The sequence below is a fragment of the Salinispira sp. genome (genome assembly GCF_059431795.1).
The window spans coordinates 13,201-32,522 of record NZ_JBXWXS010000011.1 but is presented as its reverse complement, the minus strand read 5'-3'; the positions used below and the strand labels follow the sequence as shown (position 1 = coordinate 32,522).

Annotated in this window: 16 protein-coding genes; 9 read left to right on the top strand and 7 right to left on the bottom strand. The window is 51.2% G+C overall.

Going from position 1 to position 19,322, the window contains the following annotated elements:
• Positions 1-68: 68 nt before the first annotated feature.
• The gene (locus tag AC52PS_RS03385) at positions 69-2,081 is read right to left on the bottom strand and encodes an FAD-dependent oxidoreductase (protein ID WP_495561627.1); all 2,013 of its coding nucleotides are present in this window, start codon (positions 2,079-2,081) and stop codon (positions 69-71) included.
• 124 nt (positions 2,082-2,205) lie between these two features.
• Here AC52PS_RS03385 and AC52PS_RS03380 point away from each other — a divergent pair, with 124 nt between their 5' ends.
• From AC52PS_RS03380 to AC52PS_RS03360, 5 genes are all read left to right on the top strand, one after another.
• The gene (locus tag AC52PS_RS03380; protein WP_495561626.1) at positions 2,206-3,963 is read left to right on the top strand and encodes an HD domain-containing phosphohydrolase; all 1,758 of its coding nucleotides are present in this window, start codon (positions 2,206-2,208) and stop codon (positions 3,961-3,963) included.
• Between the two features lie 69 nt (positions 3,964-4,032).
• A complete protein-coding gene (locus AC52PS_RS03375) occupies positions 4,033-4,506 on the top strand; it encodes a MarR family winged helix-turn-helix transcriptional regulator (protein ID WP_495561625.1) in 474 nt (157 codons plus the stop codon).
• 186 nt (positions 4,507-4,692) lie between these two features.
• Entirely contained in the window at positions 4,693-5,520 is an 828-nt protein-coding gene (locus tag AC52PS_RS03370) for a DUF547 domain-containing protein (protein ID WP_495561624.1), read from the top strand.
• Positions 5,513-6,775, top strand: coding sequence for a DUF3179 domain-containing protein (locus tag AC52PS_RS03365; protein ID WP_495561623.1), 1,263 nt, complete (start codon positions 5,513-5,515; stop codon positions 6,773-6,775). The genes AC52PS_RS03370 and AC52PS_RS03365 overlap by 8 nt, the downstream gene beginning before the upstream one ends.
• 114 nt (positions 6,776-6,889) lie before the next feature.
• Positions 6,890-7,636: a TVP38/TMEM64 family protein gene (locus AC52PS_RS03360; protein ID WP_495561622.1), complete on the top strand. Its 747-nt coding sequence runs from the start codon at positions 6,890-6,892 to the stop codon at positions 7,634-7,636.
• Positions 7,637-7,769: 133 nt separating this feature from the next.
• Here the strand turns inward: AC52PS_RS03360 and rnr are convergent, their stop codons facing one another.
• On the bottom strand, positions 7,770-9,851 hold the full coding sequence (gene rnr / locus AC52PS_RS03355) for a ribonuclease R (protein ID WP_495561621.1): 2,082 nt from the start codon (positions 9,849-9,851) through the stop codon (positions 7,770-7,772).
• A gap of 88 nt (positions 9,852-9,939) precedes the next feature.
• Positions 9,940-10,608 carry a methyltransferase domain-containing protein gene (locus tag AC52PS_RS03350; protein ID WP_495561620.1) on the bottom strand — a complete coding sequence of 223 codons (669 nt, stop codon included), beginning with the start codon at positions 10,606-10,608 and terminating at the stop codon, positions 9,940-9,942.
• 53 nt (positions 10,609-10,661) lie between these two features.
• On the opposite strand from AC52PS_RS03350, the gene AC52PS_RS03345 reads away from it, so the two are divergent.
• Both AC52PS_RS03345 and AC52PS_RS03340 read left to right on the top strand, forming a co-directional pair.
• Positions 10,662-11,435, top strand: a complete 774-nt coding sequence (locus AC52PS_RS03345) for a TylF/MycF/NovP-related O-methyltransferase (RefSeq protein ID WP_495561619.1) — start codon at positions 10,662-10,664, stop codon at positions 11,433-11,435.
• A 208-nt stretch (positions 11,436-11,643) separates the two neighbouring features.
• A complete protein-coding gene (locus tag AC52PS_RS03340) occupies positions 11,644-13,263 on the top strand; it encodes a peptide chain release factor 3 (RefSeq protein ID WP_495561618.1) in 1,620 nt (539 codons plus the stop codon).
• 67 nt (positions 13,264-13,330) lie between these two features.
• Here the strand turns inward: AC52PS_RS03340 and AC52PS_RS03335 are convergent, their stop codons facing one another.
• Complete coding sequence (locus tag AC52PS_RS03335) at positions 13,331-13,951, bottom strand: DUF502 domain-containing protein (protein WP_495561617.1); 621 nt, start codon at positions 13,949-13,951, stop codon at positions 13,331-13,333.
• A 121-nt stretch (positions 13,952-14,072) separates the two neighbouring features.
• Between AC52PS_RS03335 and AC52PS_RS03330 the strand changes: the two genes are divergently transcribed.
• Positions 14,073-14,522: a hypothetical protein gene (locus AC52PS_RS03330; protein ID WP_495561616.1), complete on the top strand. Its 450-nt coding sequence runs from the start codon at positions 14,073-14,075 to the stop codon at positions 14,520-14,522.
• Between the two features lie 63 nt (positions 14,523-14,585).
• On the opposite strand, the gene AC52PS_RS03325 is transcribed toward AC52PS_RS03330, so the two are convergent.
• Positions 14,586-15,410 (bottom strand): YkgJ family cysteine cluster protein, encoded by an 825-nt coding sequence (locus AC52PS_RS03325; RefSeq protein ID WP_495561615.1) that lies wholly within the window; start codon positions 15,408-15,410, stop codon positions 14,586-14,588.
• A gap of 119 nt (positions 15,411-15,529) precedes the next feature.
• Complete coding sequence (locus AC52PS_RS03320; RefSeq protein WP_495561614.1) at positions 15,530-16,567, bottom strand: EAL domain-containing protein; 1,038 nt, start codon at positions 16,565-16,567, stop codon at positions 15,530-15,532.
• Between the two features lie 166 nt (positions 16,568-16,733).
• Between AC52PS_RS03320 and AC52PS_RS03315 the strand changes: the two genes are divergently transcribed.
• Positions 16,734-18,662, top strand: coding sequence for a methyl-accepting chemotaxis protein (locus AC52PS_RS03315; protein ID WP_495561613.1), 1,929 nt, complete (start codon positions 16,734-16,736; stop codon positions 18,660-18,662).
• Here AC52PS_RS03315 and AC52PS_RS03310 read toward each other — a convergent pair.
• Positions 18,636-19,292: a metal-dependent transcriptional regulator gene (locus AC52PS_RS03310; protein WP_495561612.1), complete on the bottom strand. Its 657-nt coding sequence runs from the start codon at positions 19,290-19,292 to the stop codon at positions 18,636-18,638. The genes AC52PS_RS03315 and AC52PS_RS03310 overlap by 27 nt on opposite strands.
• Between the last annotated feature and the right edge of the window lie 30 nt (positions 19,293-19,322).

Below are 19,322 nucleotides of genomic sequence, written 5' to 3'. Positions count from 1 at the left end.
AACTGAGGCGTCCCCGTTTTCCAGTGGGTGTATGATACCCGGCTATGCTCAAGGGTATGAACCCTGTATTATGCTCTGGCCATCATGTCGTGGAGACCGCCGCCGTTATCAACATTGCTGAAGCCCATCTGGGAAAGGACTCTCTGTCCGTATGAGGAGCGTGCTCCCGATGCGCAGTACAGGGTTATTTCTCTATCCTTGGAGCCAAGCTCTTCGGCCCGGTTGGGAAGCTCATCCAGGGGGATGTTCACCGCACCGGGAAAAGCACCCATGTTAAACTCCTGGGGGGTTCGTACGTCCACCACAATGGGACCGCTTTCCGAAAGCTCTTCTTCACCGCTGCTTTCCTCAGCATCTACCGAGCCGGTATTCGCTTCCAGATCCTCAATGGAGCGTTTCTCCACCGGAAACAAGCCTACTTTCAGAGCCGTGAACCCGGCTGCCCGCTGCTGACGTTCCAGTGAGATGTATCCGCCGCTCAGGTTATACAGCTTTTCAAATCCTTCCCCTGCCATCATTCTCAGGGCAACATGACCTTTCTGTCCATCGTCGCTGATCAGCAGGATGGTCTGATCCTTAGGAATCTCATTGATATGCTCTCTGAGCAGGTTTTGACTGAGATTGGTGCTTCCAAGCAGATTTGCCTTGTTGAAGCTGATGGGGTCACGAAGGTCGATGGCGATGGGCTGATGCTCCTTGGCGAAATCTTCCAGATCCTGGGCCAGAACCGATGGGCTGAAACCGCTGCGGTGGTTGTTTGCGGTGAATGCCGCCATATTTACCGGACCATTGGGACTGTTGAATGGGGGAGCGTATGCCAGATCCAGTTCTTCCAAATCGTTCAAAGTAAGCCCGCCGGCTATGGCGGTGGCGATGACATCCAGACGTTTATCGATGCCCACCCTTCCAGCAGCCTGGGCTCCGAGAATTTTTCCGTCCTCTTTGTTAAATATCAGCATGAGGCTTACTTTTTCCGAACCCGGGTAATAGGCGGTGTGACTTGCCTTGTGGACTACCACGGCATCTGCATTGATTCCTGCTGCTTTGGCATTTTTCAGATTCATTCCAGTGGAGCCTGCAATTGCGCTGAACAGTTTGACAACGCTTGCGCCTCCTGCACCGTTGTAGCTTCGGTTACCTCCCAGCGCATTCTCCGCAGCGAGCCTGCCCTGTCGGTTTGCAGGTCCGGCAAGGGGAATGCGCACCTTTTTGCCCATTACCTTATGTTCTATTTCCAGCATATCTCCGGCGGCAAAAATTTTCTCATCATTGGTTTGAAGACGCTCATTCACCAGGAGTCCTCCGGCTTCACCCATTTCCAGGCCTGCGTCCTTGGCAAGCTGGAGTGTGGGTTTTACCCCTACAGACAATAGAATCATATCGGCTTCCAGCCTGCTGCCGTTGTCGATGTATGCGCTGTTTCCATCAATTTTTTCGAGGGAACTTCCCAAGTGCAGTTCTGCGCCGAAATCCTGCAGCTCTTTGCTGAGAAAACCGGCGAACTCAGCCTCCAAATTGGGCATTACCTGAGGAAGACGTTCAACCAGCTGCACCTTCATTCCCCGCTTTGCCAATGCTTCGACCATCTCGAGACCGATAAATCCGCCTCCCACAACAACTGCAGTTCGGGGTTCTTGTTCCCGAATGTATGAATCTATGGCATCCATATCGTCCAGGGTCCAGAGCTGGAATACATTGTCCTGCTGAACACCCGGGATCGGAGGTACAATGGGCTTGCCTCCCTGGGCCAAAATGAGTGAATCATACTCAAACTCCTGCTCAGATCCGTCGTTGCGGTTGCGGGTATGCACCCTGCGGTTTTCCCGATCCAGGGAAACAGCTTCGGTAGCCGTGTGAACCTTTACCCGATACTGATCATGAAATGTTTCGGGACTGGCGAGAATGAGGGAAGAACGGTTTTCAATATCACCGCCCAAATAATACGGGAGCCCGCAATTCGCAAACGAGACATCATCACCAGCCTCAAGGAGGGTGATTTCCGCTTCTCCATCCAATCTTCGTGCCCGGGCCGCTGCCGTGGCACCCGCGGCGACGCCGCCTATAATGACAATCTTTTTCATATCTATCTCCTGTTATATATAAAAAAATATATATAAAAATAAGCAGATAGTCAAGGGCAAACGGTCAAAACATCCACATCCGTTCTTGAATTACAGCGGGAAACACCGTATCATGATTGATAGAATGAAACGGGCAATGTACTTTGCTGTGCTCTGGGTACTTCTTTTGCCGGCTTTTTTGGCGGGAGATACTGATCAATTGACCCGGGAAAGTAAAAAAAATACAGATATATTGATACTCCACTCCTACAGCCAAAGTTTTGCATGGACTGAGTCTATTAACCGGGGACTGATTGAAGGTACGTTAGACCAGAACTACAGTCTTTGGTTTGAGTACATGGATGCAAAGCGTTTTAATTCCGAAGAATATCTTGAACAGCTGTATGAAGTATTCAGCTATAAATTCCGGGGACAGGAATTTGATCTGGTAATTACATCGGATAACCTGGCCTATGAGTTTTTCATGAATCACCGAAGCAGTCTCTTTAATAACGCTCCCGCCCTCTCCATCGGGTTGAATCAGGAACCTTCGGCGAGAGGGGAAAATATCCGCTACATTATCGAGCGGAACGATTACCGGAAGAATATCGACTTGGCGCTTGCGGCTCATCCTGATGCCCGAAATATCCACATAATTCTTGATCAAACCCTTACCGGCGGAATCATCAGAGAACAGCTTGAGGATCTTTCCCGGGAGTACAGTCAGAATTTCAATTGGATTGATAGTGGTGACCTTGGAGAGCTGTCCCTGAAGGTTTCTGCCATCGACCCCGGGGATGTACTCTTTTACGTGTTGTATTTTTATGATGGTGAGAAGCCGGTGAACAATGACCTGATCATCAACCGGCTTGTGTCCATCAGTCCGGTTCCCATCTACAGCTTCTGGTCGTTTGCCATCCTGGAGGGGGCACTGGGCGGCTACGTGTACGACGGCTTCCTATTGGGTAAATACAGTGCAGAGATTCTAGAAAATATTTGGCAGAACGGCGAGCTGGATAAATGGTCGGGACTGGTGAACCAGCCCATCGCCGGATATCAGGTGGATTATCCCACCGCACAGCGTTATGGAATGAATAAGGGTGACTTTCCCCGTGACACCCAATATCTACGGGAGCCGGAAGGATTCTTTGAAAAACATGCCCGGGTTCTGGGAGTCTCTGCGGTAATTATACTGGTCCTGGTGCTGTTGATTATTTTAATCCAGTTCAACCTCCAAAGACAGAAAGCGCTGAACCGCTACAATTCAGCGATGGTAAAAACACAGAAAGAGGTTATGCATAACCTGAGCATCGTAATTGAGCGCCGCTCAAGCGAGACAGCAGAGCATTTGAACCGGATTACCGGGCTTTCCACCTTCATAGCAAATCATCTGGGATTAAACCAGCACGATATAGATTCCCTGCATCTGGGTGCTTCACTCCATGATGTGGGAAAGGTGGGAATATCCGACAATATTCTGAAGAAAGCAGGTCCCCTCACAGCTACGGAAATGGCGGAAATTCGCACTCATCCCAGAAAAGGCTATGAAATTCTGAAAGACAGTGATAATGAATATATCCGCACCGCAGCTGTTATTGCGTTGGAACACCATGAATGCTGGGACGGCTCCGGATATCCCGACGGCAAACAGGGGCAAGATATTCATATTCTCGCCCGCATCGTAACCATGTGTGATGTGGTGGATGCATTACTCAGCGAGCGCAGCTATAAACCGGCGTGGTCCACCCACCGTGTTCGGGATTATGTTCGGGAGCAGGAAGGGAAGCTGTTCGATCCCGGTATTACCAAATTTGTGCTGGAAAACTGGAGTGAATTTCTTGAAATATGGGAAGCCGGAGGCGATACGGCCTCGCTCAAACATGCAGTTAAGGCTCTGGATTAGAGGCTGTTCATGGCTCATGAGGATCGTTCCAAATTGCCTCGGGAACCTAAAAATGCGTATATTAGGGACATGTCAAAAGAAATACCTGAAAGAACCGCAGATCCGATGACGCTGACTCCTGAGCTGGTGCCGGATACCTGCATAGCATTTAATATCGGACGGGCCTACCGGGCGGTGCTTCGCCGCTACGAGCAGGCTTTCAAAGCTGCAGATATAACCACCATGCAGTATGGTTTGCTCGTCCATACTGCCATTAATGAACCCGCTTCGGGGATACAAATCAGTCAGTCCAGCGGTCATGATCCCAGCACTCTCTCCCGCACCTTGTCCTACATGGAGGAAGCTGGATACATCCGGGGGGTTAAGCCCGTGGACGGTGACAGGCGGAAACGGGTTTACAGCCTGACCTCCGCAGGAAGAAAAAAGCTGAATGAGGCATTACCTCTGTGGGAAAAGGTTCAAAAAGAAATACTCCTGGAAATCGGTGAAAGCGAATGGATAGCCGGGCTGAAAACACTGAAAAAAATCCAGCAAATCGAATAAACCCGGCCGCGGGTTACCCGGGGCCGTGAATAAAAAAAGTGCAGAGGAATTTTTAAAAAACTTGTAGATACATGCAAAAATCATTAGTATTTTAGTCCGGAAACAGTTCAAGGGAGCTGGTCAATGAACGGCTGAGCTTTTCCTGAGGAAATCCCAGGAAAACCGGACAACACCCGGGAGGTGTGTATGTATCTGCCCAAATCTTCACTTCGTATTTTGTGTATTACTGTGTGTTATTTTGTCGTCCTGACTGCAGGGCTGGCGGCTGCTCCACAGGCCGAACTCTGGCCCCGCTGGGAGGCCCATGATTCGGACTCTCTACAGCAAGCTGATCACGCTCCCTGGGAGGAGTTCCTGGAAGAGTACCTGGAAACCGGCACCGCGGACGGGATACACCGCATGCAATACGCCGAAGTATCCGATAGACAGCGTGAAGAACTGGATGCCTACCTGAACTACCTGGGGGAGCAGCCGGTGTCTATGCTGAACAGGGATGAGCAGTTCGCCTACTGGGTGAACCTTTACAATGCCCTCACCGTGGACCTGATCCTGGATAATTATCCTGTGGAAAGTATCCGCGATATTTCCAAACCATGGGATACCCCGCTCATCAGTGTTGAGGGGGTCGAACTCACCCTGAACGATATTGAACATCGGATTCTGCGTCCCATCTGGCAGGATTCAAGAATCCACTATGCTGTGAATTGTGCCAGTATGGGCTGTCCTAATCTTCAGCCCCGGGCATTCACCTCAGACAATCGGGAACAACTTCTTAATACGGCCGCATCAGAATACATCAACCATCCCAGGGGAGCGGATTTCAGCGGAAGGAGTCCCCGGCTTTCCAGTATTTACAACTGGTATCAGGAAGATTTTCAAAACTCAGTGGAAGGAGTCATGAAGCATATTGCCGAGTATGCAGAAGGACAGACTCTCACGGATGCCGAAGCATACATCAGCCGGGGATATCCCGGCAGGATTAGATATGACTATGATTGGAGTCTGAATGAATAGTCGCACGATCTCTTTCATTCTCCGCCCTGTGAACGGATGGCGCCGTGCTATACCGGTCATACTGCTTTTGCTCATTACCGGAACATCCTATCTTGCAGCTCAGCCTGTGGGAGCAAGCCTGGAATCTGAATTCAATACCGATTTCAGTATCCGCAGTATTGAAATGAATGAAATACGCTCAGGAGGTCCTCCAAAGGATGGAATTCCGGCAATTGATGATCCTGAATTTGCATCCTTAGAACAAAATTCTCAGGGACTGACGGATAATGAGATGGTAATTGCCGTTTCTTCCGGTGGCGTTCACAAAATCTATCCTCTGCGAATTCTGATCTGGCATGAAATAGTAAATGATACTATTGCCGGTACGCCCATTTCTGTCACTTGGTGTCCCCTCTGTAATTCCGCATTGGTGTTCGGACGGAGGGTCCGCCATGAGGGGCGCAGCATGCTTCTTGATTTCGGTACCACCGGAAGATTGAGATATTCCAATCTTCTGATGTATGACCGGCAAACCGAGTCATGGTGGCAGCAGGGAAGCGGCAGGGCTCTTATCGGGGAACTCAACGGTCTTCAACTGGAAATTGTGACTGCCACCACTATTAGCTATCAGAATGCCTCAAGAGTATTTCCCGATGCACTGATTCTTCAGCCCCCTGACCTGTCATCAAGAGCATACGGAGTGAACCCATTTCGTGGATATGACCGCTCATCCACACGCCTTCTCTATGAAGGCCCGGAACTTGGAGGGGAGGACAGGCGCCCTCTGGAACGGGCCCTGTTCGTTCATGGCCCAGGGGAAGAGCCCCTCATCCTTGCATACCACAGCTTACGTGAAGAGCCTTTTATCCGGCTGAACACCAATAATGGAACCCTGTATGTATTGTATGATCCGGATGCCCGAAGCCCCCTTGATCAGGGACGAATAAACACCGGGCGTCAGGTGGGGACGGCCAATGCATTTCTGAACAAAACCACCACAGACCAAAAGGTCCGGATTCAAGCTCTGGGGTTGAATACCCTGGATACGGCGGGAGGACCAAATGGAATCACTTCGGATATGGCCGAAGAGTTTGCCCTCAGCGATGAAACGGTACTTATTGACGTCATAAGCGACACAGTTTTCGATGCCAACGGCTTGGGAGTATTGGGGCCTCTCTCCGGTACACGCCTGAGCCCGGCAGTATCTGTCCAGCATTTTTGGTTCTCGGCCCGACTTTTCAGTAACGGCGAGGACAGGCAGGGATTACTGGACTAATTTGTCCAGCGGGAAAGCAAGTGTGGGGTCATACCTAAACACGAACAGAAGCATACACGGGCACAAGTATACACAGACGCAAGTATATACAGACACAACAATGAGGAGAACAATATGAAACGGGGAAAATTGGCTGCACTATTGCTGGCAGCAGGTGCCGTGGTTGCTGCGGCGATAATATTCGATCTGCCCTCTCTGATTATGCAGGGGCTGGACTGGATTGCCGACCTGGGCTGGGTGGGAGCTATCGTGTATGTACTTCTCTATATAGCTCTTACTGTGGCATTAATTCCCGGGAGCATTATTACCCTTGCGGGGGGATTTATTTTCGGTCTCGGTTACGGAACCGCCCTTGTCAGCCTTGGATCTACGGTGGGAGCTTCCCTTGCATTTTTATTCGGGCGCTTTTTATTCAGGAACTGGGTAAGCAGGCAAATGGAGGGCCGGCCGAAGTTTTCCGCCATTGACCGGGCGGTGGCCCATGAAGGCTGGAAGATTGTCTTTCTCACCCGGCTTTCACCCCTGTTTCCCTTTTCCCTCCAGAATTATGCATATGGAATAACAGGAGTGAAGTTTTTTCCTTATGTGCTCGCTTCATGGATCGGGATGCTCCCCGGTACGGTCATGTGGGTGTATTTCGGATCCCTGGCGGGAAACATCACCGAAGTAGCGGCGGGCGTATCATCCGATACCATTGAACAGGCCGGAGCGGCCTGGTTGCAAACACTGATAAACGGATTAGGGCTTGCAGCAACGGTTGCGGTGACCATATTCATTACCCGTCTCGCCCGCAAAGCGCTGAAAAAACATATGTCCGAAGATGCGCCGGACCACGGCAGCGACAGTCAAAACGGGAAGTGATGATTGAGAGGCAGGCGGGGGAACCTGAGCATCCTGCAGCGGGGCCGGACGGCCGGAATGGAACGTTCCGGCAGACAGGTCGGCCCGGCAGGCCGCCGGCGAGCAGCGGGCAGACAGGTCGGCTGGCAGCGGGTCAGGAGGGATGTTCAAGAAGGCGGAAATCTGCCTTTTGTTCCTCTACGGAAACCCGGTTGATCCGCACCTTCACAGGATCTCCCAGCCGCAGAACTGCTTTTCGTTTCTCACCTTTCAGCTGATAGTTCTCCCCGTCGAAAATATAATGATCGTCCTTCATCTCCGATATATGCACAAGTCCGTCGATCATGAAATCCTTGAGCTGTACGAAAAGACCGAATGATGTCACCCCGGTGATAATCCCTTCATGGTCCTCGCCCAGACGGTCCTTGAGAAACTGCATGGACTTGATTCTGATATATTCCCGTTCCACGTCGGTTGCGAGGCTTTCCGCTTCCGAGGCGTGATCACAGAGCCGTTGAAGCTCCTTTTTCCGTTTCTGCCCTTCAGCCTCTGAAAGCTTGATACCCGTACGTCCGTACTCTTTGAGAAGCCGATGAACCAAAAGGTCGGGATATCTGCGGATTGGAGAGGTGAAATGGGTGTAGGCGTCGAAAGCCAGGCCGAAGTGACCCTGATTTTCTACGCTGTAAACAGCCTTGGTCATGGATCGCAATGCAACTTTTTCAATTAGATCCTTAAACTCGAGGTTTTCAATAATGGACAGGAGTTTTCGGTAATCCTCGCTTTCTAGTTCATCCTCGGGGATGCGGTAGTTGATCCCCTGGGCTTTGAGGAGATTAAGAAACGTTCTGGCATCTTCCGGTTCGGGACGCTGGTGGATCCGGTACACGAAGGGCAGGGACCCGATTTTTTCTATGTGCCGGGCAACGGTGCGGTTTGCGGTGAGCATGCATTCCTCAACCAGGCGGTGGGCGTCCAGCCGTCTGGAGGGTTCGATGCTCTTGGGCGTTCCGTCGTCGTTCAGACTGATCACCGGCACCGACGCATTAAAATCGATGCTTCCGGTTTCTTCCCTCTGCCGCCGGAGCAGGAGACTTACGGCCTGCAATAGATGAATGGTTTTTCCCTGGGGATCATATTTTCCGTCGAGGATTTCTTCCACCTGCTCATAGCTAAAACGTCGGTCGCTCTTAATAATGCTTTCCTGAATTCGGTAGCTCAGCACCTCGCCTCGGCTGTTCACCGTCATGATCACGCTGAAAGCCGGACGATCAACCCCGGGTTTCAGACTGCATAAATCATTGGCCAGGCGCTCGGGCAGCATGGTGGCCACATGGTTCAGCAGATATATGCTGGTGCTTCGCTTTGCGGCCTCTGTATCAATTTTACCGCCCGGCTCAACGAAGTAGCTCACATCAGCAATATGCACCGCCAATTCGAACATTCCCCCGGGAAGCTGCTTTAATGAGATTGCATCGTCAAAATCTTTGGCGCTCTCCGGGTCAATGGTGAATGTGAGCTGTTTTCGGAAATCCAGCCGCTCTTTCTTCAGCTTACGCATGTTGGGTTGGGGGATGTTACGGGCGATGCGGTTCAGTTCCTCCGGATACTCATAGGGCAGATCCCGTGAGCGAAGTACCATTTGTACATCCACACCCGGCGCATCCGGGTAGCCCAGAACGTCCAGAATATTTCCGTCCCTGCTGACCACAACCACCTGGCCGGTTTTGGCGTTTCCCGCCTTTCTCACGGGAATGGGGCGGGTGAGGCTGTCATCCTCAGGGATTACCCGGGGCTTTCCGTCCTTCCAGGTGTAGAGACCGACGAACTCACGCCGCCCCTCTTTGCTAATGGATTCCACTCTGCCAATAGGGTTTTTGCCCCGGGGCCGGGACTCGATGCGAACCCGTACAGTGTCTCCGTCCATGGCCTGGCCTACATTATCCAGGGGGATAAAAATATCCTGACCTTCCGGAACGATGAGAAAGCCGAATCCCCGGTTATGCAGGGATATTACTCCCTCAACCTTGTCGCCCCTGGCTGCAGATCCGGCGGCGGCGGAATTTTGAGCTGCCTTTCCTGCCGGGCTTTTTGCGGATGTGCTGCGGGGACGGCGGGATTTCCCGGGGCGGGACTCTTTGGCCGACTTTTTCTGTCCATTGTCGGATTTCTGCTTGTTCGCCGGTTTTTTCCCGGCTTTTTGTTCTGATGTTTTCTTGTTGGGTTTGTTTGTCATATGCTCTCTAAATTTCTGTATATACAAATAGTATAGTTCATAACGCCGTGAACAATCACAGCTATGCTGTTGGTGCGGTATCGGAGGTTCAGCCTTGTAGGAGAATCCGCGATTCTGAATCGCAGCGAAGAAGGGTGAAACCGAAGCTGTCTGCAATGTACTCCCAGCTGCGGCAACTGTAAAACACAAGGTGGGTGCTGTCGTTAATATACCACCACTGAAGCGGCTGATCAATGGTATCGCTGAGGCGGGTTACCACATAGATTAGACCGCCGGGCCGGAGAATCTTTTTCATACGTTGAAATTCATTTTTCGGGTTGGCGAAGTGTTCTGCGGCTTCGCAGCAGATAATCCGGTCATATGGTGTTGAATCCAGCTTATCGTATCCGTATATGGGATCCCAGCACTCTGCTTCAATGGCCTTTTCCCTGAGCATGCGGGCCAACACCTCTTCCTCTCCGCCCCCGTAATCCAAAACCCTGTAATCATTCAGGCTTCCCATCCATTCCGTCGCCCCTTCAAGAATTTTTTCCAGATACGTACGGTAAGCGGGATTGCCGTATTGATTATTATGAGTGGCATAGCGCCGGATTTCTTCCTCTTTTGGAGGATGCTGAGATTCAGGCACATGGATGCAATCGCAGTATCCGCAGCGGTAAAAATCCCTATGGGCGTGTTCAACGTTTCGGGATCCCAGCTGAACGGAGTCGGATGAGTTACACAGAGGGCAGTTCATCCGCTCAGCATAGCCGTTCATGCCTGAAGTGCAAAGCCTTTCAAGCCCGAATGGCCCCCTGCCGATGGAGTAGTATGGCGAAGAATCTATTTTCCCGGTTTACCCGGTTTAAAACCCAGCGCGCACGGAAATTCCTGCAGAGCCGGGGATATCTGGTGGAACCCCTCAGCAGCCTATTTCAGGATGCACCTGCAGAATTTGCGGGGCATTGGGATCGGGTGCGTCCCTATACGCTTACTTCCCCGGAACGCGGACTGGGGTTGTACACGGCGGTGGAACATGTGTGCCGATACGGCATTTCCGGGGATATTGTGGAATGCGGGGTGTACAAGGGGGGCTCCAGCATGCTGGCGGCCCTTGCCCTTCTGGAACACAATCCACGGCCTGATCGACGCATCTGGCTATACGATACCTTCAGCGGAATGACCGAACCCGGCGAACACGATGCCATTGCAGCCAGCGGGCAGGCGGCAGCGGAGCGCTTCTCCCCGGGTTGGTGGGAGGCGGGGCTGGAAGAGGTTCGCAAAGCCATGAGCCTCACTGCCTACCCTCCAGATCAGCTGAAGTTTGTCCCGGGAGATGTTATGGAGACGCTTACGGAATCGACGCCGCAGCAGATTGCCGTTCTCCGCCTGGATACCGACTGGTATGAATCCACCCATAGGGAGCTGGAGGTCCTCTATCCTTTGGTTAGCCCGGGAGGATTCATTATTATCGATGACTACGGCCACTTTACCGGTGCAAAGAAGGCGGTGGACGAATACTTTCTTAAGGCAGCAAGCGGACAGGCTCCCTACCTTCATCGGCTGGATTACACAGGCAGAATGTTTCAAAAGCCTCTGGATTGATTCACAGGCCGAGCCCTTGGCCGGCCCTTTGGTCTCTAATTGCGGCCAGCAATTCTGGTCTTCAATTCCGGCCAGCATTCTGCCGTAAATTCCGGTCTGGATTCAGTCAAGTCTCCTGATCCGGCCGCCGGCGGAGTTGGTGAACTCCCGCCTGTGAGACTGCCAAACCCTTCTCATGCATGGACTTTTCCTGTAGTATGCCCGGGCTATGACTACCACCACCAAATCCGGTGCGGAACTCGCCCGGGAAATTGAAAAACGGCGTACATTCGCCATTATCAGCCACCCCGATGCGGGGAAAACAACTCTTACTGAAAAGCTTTTGCTGTACGGGGGAAGCATCCGGGAAGCCGGCGCGGTGAAATCCAATAAAATTGATCGGGGAGCCACCTCCGACTTCATGGAGATCGAGCGTCAGCGGGGCATCTCCGTAGCCACTTCGGTTATGAGTTTTGAGTACGCTGGAAAAATCATCAATATTCTCGATACCCCGGGGCATAAAGATTTTGCCGAAGATACATATCGAACCCTCACCGCCGTGGACAGCGTAATTCTGGTGGTGGACTCGGTGAAGGGTGTTGAGGAACAGACCGAGCGGCTCATGGAAGTGTGCCGGATGCGCAATACACCGGTGATTGTCTTTATTAATAAGCTTGATCGGGAGGGCAGAAATCCCCTTGAGTTGATGGATATTATCGAAGAAAAGCTTTCCATTTCTGTACGTCCTCTCACCTGGCCGGTAAATCGGGGGGATCGTTTTAAAGGGGTGTACAACCTGGTGGAGCAGAACTTGTATCTCTTCCGTCCCGGAAAGACCAGTATCGAGGAAGACCGCATACTTATCGAAAACCTGGAGGACCCCAGGCTCCCGGAAGAAGTGGGGGAAGAGGACAGCGCTCAGCTGAAAGAAGACGTGGAATTGATTGAGGCCGCCTATGGCGATTTTGACCGGGACGCATATCTGTCCGGGGACCTTGCTCCGGTATTCTTCGGTTCAGCTCTGAATAATTTCGGCGTCCGGGAACTGCTGGAGACCTTCCTGGATATTTCTCCCGCCCCCCGGGCCCGGGATACCGATGTACGGACAGTGGCATCTGATGAAAGTAAATTCTCCGGTTTTATATTTAAAATTCACGCCAATCTGGATCCCAAGCACAGGAACCGCATAGCCTTTTTGAGGGTCTGCAGCGGAACCTTTCAGCGGAATACCATGTTCCACCATGTACGGGCGGGGAAATCCATCCGCTTCAATAATCCTTACAGCTTCATGGCTTCAAAAAAAGATGTGGTGGATTATGCATATCCTGGAGATGTGGTGGGGCTGTATGACCGGGGGGATCTGAAAATCGGAGACACGCTGACAACCGGCGAACAGTTCATGTATCAGGGAATTCCCAGTTTTTCTCCGGAGGTGTTTCAAGAGCTCACCAATACCGATCCCATGAAGAGCAAGCAGCTGGAAAAAGGAATCCGCCAGCTTACCGAAGAGGGCTTGGCCCAGCTGTTCATTCAGGATCAGGGAAGACGAAAAATTGTGGGTACCGTGGGTAATCTTCAGTTTGATGTAATTCAGTACCGGCTGCTCAATGAATACGGGGCCAGTTGCCGTTTCACACCGCTGAATTTTGCCCGGGCATGCTGGCTGACCAGCAGTGACCGGAAAAAGCTGGATAGATTTGTGGAATCTCAGCGACGGAGAATTGCCATGGACAAGGATGAAAACCCGGTATATTTCGCCGAAAGCGAGTGGGATCTGAACTACATGCGCCGGGAGTATCCTGATATTGAGTTTCACTTCACCAGCGAGTTTAAGCTTCAGCGGGATTAGTGTTCATAGAAAATAGTATTCAGCCCATATGGAGCCGATAAATCGGCGGATTACCTCGTAGTCGGTCTCAGATTTCCGGATCTGTTTTTCTGATCTTATTCATCAGTTCACCGGTTCCGTTGCCTCCCGCAACCACCGAGCGCATGGTTTCTTCGAAACCGGTGTCCAGAAAGTCCACCCGTTCTTCTGTTACGTGGAACACCAAGCCATTGGTGGGGTTGGGGCTCGTGGGAACAAATGCCGTGTAGAAACCCTTTTCCACATGATGATCGGTAATGAATGCGGTCATCATTGTTTCATTATCGTAGGGGCGAATAAGGGCGGGACGGGTGAACATCTCATTCCGCTCGGTATTAAAAAACGGCTTTGCCGCCTCTCTGAGCAAATTGTACCCCGGAACCCGCCGCAGGATATGACGCTCAAGCCGGTTGTGGATGAAATTCCCCACCTTGGTTTTTACAATCAAACCGATCACAAAACATCCCGCCAAAATAAGTACCACTGCGATTGCCGATGCCAGGCTCACCGAAATTTCCAGCCATTCATTTATTTTCAGCGCAACAGGCAGCACTGCCTGGGATACCAATCGGAACAGCCAGCTGAAGAAAAAGAACAGGACGGCCAGGGGAAAAATTACCGCCACTCCCCCGATGAATATTGTGGAAATGAACTTGGACAGTCGTTTCATGGCTCTGCCTCCCTCCTACATAGTGCCTAAAAGACGGGAAAAAAGCCACTGTATAAAAGTTGTTGACAAAAATTGCCGCTCATTGTTAAATTGCTAAAAATAGATAAATTGAGCAAAAAAAATGAAACGAATTCATATTGTAATTTCGATTTTACTCGCAAGTATTGCTTTGAGTGGCTGCGACACCGGGCTTTTTCAAAAGGACGTTGAGGTGTTTTTCCAGGTAAGTTCAGATTTCACCTTCGGGAATGAAACCACTGGCTGGCATGCACCTACGAACATTTATATCAGCGGGAACTTTAATGAATGGGATGAGACTGACTCGGCTGAATATGAACTGGTGGATAGCGGACAGGGGTATTTCTCCTGGAGCATGATGGCTGAGCCCGGGACAGAAATCGTATTCAAATACAGAATTGCAACCGAGGACTATCCGGAACCTCGATGGTGGACAGATATGCGGCAGTGCTATGACGGTTCTCCGGGTATTGCCCCCCAGTCTAATCTGATTCGTTTTGAAGACGACGGATTTGAAGGATATAACGCAGTCTATACCGTGCCGGAAGAATGATCTGCCGGCTGGCAGCGCAACACACGGGGGCTCATCCGCTCCACTGTTAAAATGATCAACTGCTCAACTACTCAACGGCAGGGGGCTATGTTCCGGATCGTCCCAGGGAAAGCTCTCAAAATTTCCGTAATGAAAGCTCAGAAGGGTTCCGTTTTCCTGGCTTTTCTCCATCCGGGCCCGCAAATCCGGGGAATTCCGGGGCAGCAGTCCGTCCATGGCCGCAGATCCCTTTTGCCGGCTCAGTGGAATGGCATACGCCCATCGCTTGCCGTCCCCTACCACCCAAATTCCGGGAAAGCCCAGGCGGAATTTCATCAGGTCCCTGTGTTTCCCGGTAATTGCTGCAGGAATCTCCATGAGCAGATACTCTCCGATGCCCGGAAACAGGTCTGAAATGTCTGTAAGTGCCGGGGGCGACGATTCGCCGGGTCCTTCCAGGTCCGTCATCATTTCCATGGAACGATCCCATGCCGGGGTTCTGTAGAGCCGATCTTTTTCATTGAAAATGCTTGCATCCCTGAGAGCCTCAATGCGGGAGGGGCTAAGCTGGATCTGAAGGGAATTGATCTGGGAGGTAAAGCTGTGGGTGTACCAGCATTTGCTGGCAAGGTAGTCTTTACATTCCTGTGGCTGCTGATCACTGTTGTGAATCCGGCATTGTCCGCTGAGGGAATCCAGGAAGCGGCAGTTGCTCCGGTAGTAGAGGGTGAGCCCCCCTTTGGCCCTCATGGAGACCAGAAGATTCGGTTCCTCTGAAAGATTGGTGAGCAGGGAAAAATCCTTCAGGAATTCTGCGTCCAGACTGCTCACCGGCATGTTTTTGCAGCAGGCAGTTGAACTGCAGAGCGAACAGGGGGAGTGCTGCCAGCCTGCGTTTGAGTTGTTCATGGAGAATGTATACCTCGGAATGAATATATTGTGGATGAATGGATCTGATAGATAAACTGAGCCGATAATAGCCGGATTAGCGCGAATATAGCAAGTACTTCGGAACCGCCGGGCAGCAACTACTCCTGGGGTTTTCCGAAGAGGAAGCCCTGCACCAGGTCAACCCCCAGCGTTTTTACCCAATTGTAGTCTTCCTCGGTCTCCACTCCTTCGGCGATGGTGGTGATCTTCATTTGCTTTGACAGCTGGATGATGCTTCTGAGAATGGTCTGCTTGAAGCTGTCGCTACTCACACCGATAACCATATCCATATCCAGTTTCACAATGTCAGGACGTAACTGGTGGAGGAGATTCAGCGAGCTGTAGCCCGAACCCAGGTCATCAAGAGCAACCTGGAAACCGTTGGAACGGTAGTATTCCACAATAGACAGCATTCTGGGAATATCCTGAATATAATCGCTTTCAACCAATTCAAATACGATATCCGACGGCTTAAACGAGGTTTCTCCAATTGCCTGCATGGTGGTCCGTAGACAATAATCGGGGCTGTAAATTGAAGTTGGATTGAAATTAATAAACAGCTTTTCGGTTATGTTTTTTTCTGCTGCCCGTCTCACAGCAGAAACTCTGGCTTCCCGGTCAAGATAAAAGAGCAGATCCGCTTTCCGGGCCACCGAAAAAATAATTCCCGGGTTAACGGAATTTCCTTCCCGATCCCGTCCTCTGAGAAGCACTTCCCTGCCGTAAATGGCCTCCGGGTTTTGTGCGTCCCTGATGGGGTGAAACACATGACTGAGCCGCTGCTCCCGCAGCATATCCAGAAGCCAGTTGCCCTCAAGGCGGGAGAAAATTGCCAAAAGGCTTTCCATGTGGATCAGATCATGAATGGTGGGGTCATGTCCCGGTGGAACATAGAGAGCCTTGGTTCCGGATAATTCCGCTTCGGCGAAATCTTTCAGGTGGTTTCGCATCACCTCACCAATCTGATCCTTGGTAATACGGCTGGAAAGCACTCCATCCGATTCATGCAAGGCTGCACCGGCCTGGCGGAACGCATTTTTCAGTTTATCACCGGTAAGGGCAATTGCAGGGGATAGATACAGCACCCCCTCTGAAATCATTGTTTCAGGCAGAATTTCGCATTTGCTGCACTTCATACCATTCAATAATATATATCCAAAACTGCGTGTTAAGATCGTTTTCAGGTTCCGTCGCTGCAGGGTTTCTATTGAACTTCTGTTCAATTTCCCCGGGATGATATTATACTGAGTAACAGCGGCGTTATGCGCCGAAACGTTGTTACCTGCCCAAAGGAAGAAATGTATGGCCCGACGAACCAAAACGCTTTCGTTTAAGATCACTATTCTCATAGTAATTATCACTCTGGTGACATTTCTGATTATGTCGTTCATTCTTGAATCCACGGTCCGCCGAATTATAACCAATGAAAAACGGGAACAGTTTGAGTTCCGGGCAGAGATGATCATGGCGATTATTCAGGACGGTTATGTGGAATATACCAGGGAGCTGCAGGAACTTCAGCGCTCCCAGCGGGCCGAACGGGCTGAGCTCCTGGAGTCGGGGGCAGGCAGCGACGAGCTGGTTGAGCTGGCCCGGGAGACCCGGAGCGAGATTCTCTCCCGCATCAGACAGCAGTATTATGAAAGCGATATGCTGCAGGATGACGAGGTGATACCGTTCATTCTTGACCAGCAGAGGACGGTTCTGCTCCACCCGACGCTGCCCGGAGGGAGCAGGGAGTTGGCCTTTGAAAACTATATTCAGAATGCCCAGGCAGAGTTGGACGGGAACAGGGATTTTACCAGGGACGGCGAGCTGTGGTGGATGTTGTATCGAAGCGAGCCGAACTGGGGCTGGACGGTATTTTATGAAGTGCCACACAGTCAGAAGTTCGCAGCATTGAACAGTTTCAGAATAATCGGAGTCCTGGTCATGCTGGCGGGGTTTGTCCTCATTGCCGTGCTGGTGGCCTTCTTCAACAGACGGGCATTACGGCCCCTTTTACAAGTGAAGAAAAGTATTGTGGAAATTGCGGACGGCGGCGGTGATCTCACCAGGCAGCTGGAGGTAAAGACTAAGGATGAAGTTGGAGAACTTTCCATTGAGTTTAACCGTTTCATTGCATCCCTGAGAAACATTGTCTCCAGCATCAAGAATTTGAGCAGCCAAACCGCGGATATCCGCAACGATCTGAACGCGAATACCGAAGAAACCGCAGGCTCAATCAGCCAGATTTCAGCCACCATTCAAAATATGATGAAGCAGATGGAGCGGCTGAAGAGTAACATCGGCAATGCGGTACAATCTTTGGGTGCCATCAGCAATTCGGTGAACACCAATTCCCGGATTACTCAGGAGCAGGCATCCATGGTTGAAGAATCGGTGGCCTCGGTGAATGAGATGATCGCCTCGATTAACAATGTTGCTGAAATAGTGCAGGCTAAATCCGAATCAAGTGCGGACTTGGTGAATACTGCAAGGGAAGGGGCTCAACAGGTTGAGGTAATGGGGAAAACCTTCCAGGAAGGGGTCGCCCAACGGATTGAAAGTATTCAGGAGTTTCTGGATGTAATTAACGGTATATCATCCCAGATTAACCTGCTGTCCATGAATGCCGCCATTGAGGCCGCCCATGCGGGTGAACACGGCAGAGGCTTTGCCGTGGTTGCCGAGGAAATACGGCGTCTGGCCGAGCAAACCTCCTCCAACACCAAGCGCATCGGCGGCAGTATAAAGGAGATTATTCAAGCAATCTCCGATACAACGGTTCAGGTGGAGCAGACCGGAGATGCGTTTGCCCAGATCAACACCCATATTGAAGATGTGTACAGCGCCTTTAAGGAGATCCACCAGAGTACCGAGGAGCTGTCTGTGGGTGGGCGGGAGATTCTTACGGCAATGTCCCAGCTCAGTGACGGATCCGGGGAACTTCAGCAACAGTCTGCGGATATCCACGACAAAACCCGGAACATCGACGGTCTGATGCAGGAAGTGAACAATTTTGCCGGTGAGATGCTTGAGGGCATGAGTGAGGTTTCTGCCGGAAGCGGGGAGATAACAGGAGCCATGGAATATCTCAATAATCTCAGCAGTGAATTGGGCCTGAAAAGCAGTGCGTTGGAAGAGCAGATTACCCGCTTTAAAACCGAATCTGAAGACGATGAGCTGTCAGAAGACGATAGGCTGTCAAAAGACGATACGCCCTCAGATTCTGAGAACCGAGATCAGTGAGGCCATCCCCATGCTTAGGGTGGTTTCCTGATCCCCGCGACTGAGAATCAGGGTGCCGCTTACGGTGTTTTTCTCCCTGACCCGTATATGGATTCCCGGAAACAGGCCGCGATCTCCCAGGAACTCAAGGAAATCTCCGCTGTCATGATTTACCCGCATGATTTGTGCTTCTTCGGAAGGATCAAGGGCACTTAGAGGGATTCCATCGTGCTGTGAAATATTTCCGTCCGCAGCGGGTATGGGGTCCCCGTGAGGATCCGCAGCGGGATGATCCAGTATTTCATCTATCCGGTCTATGAGACGGTCGCTGAAGGCGTGTTCAAGTATTTCCGCCTCGTCATGTACCAGCTGCCATTCAAGACCCAGAACTTCCACCAGAAACAGCTCAATCAGCCGGTGTCTGCGAACCATTTTCAATGCAAGGGTTTTTCCCCTTGGGGTGAGTTTGACCCCGTGCCTGGGAAGATATTCCACCAGTTGTTCTTCACTGAGGCTTTTCATCATTGAAGTGACGGTTCCCGGGGTTACCTGCAGGAGATTCGCCAGCTCTCCCAGTTTCACTAAATCACTACCCTGGGATTCCGAGGCCGAATAGATGTTTTTCAGATAATCTTCTGTAGTACTGCTCACGGTAAATTCCTGTATTGCAGCTCATGGAAA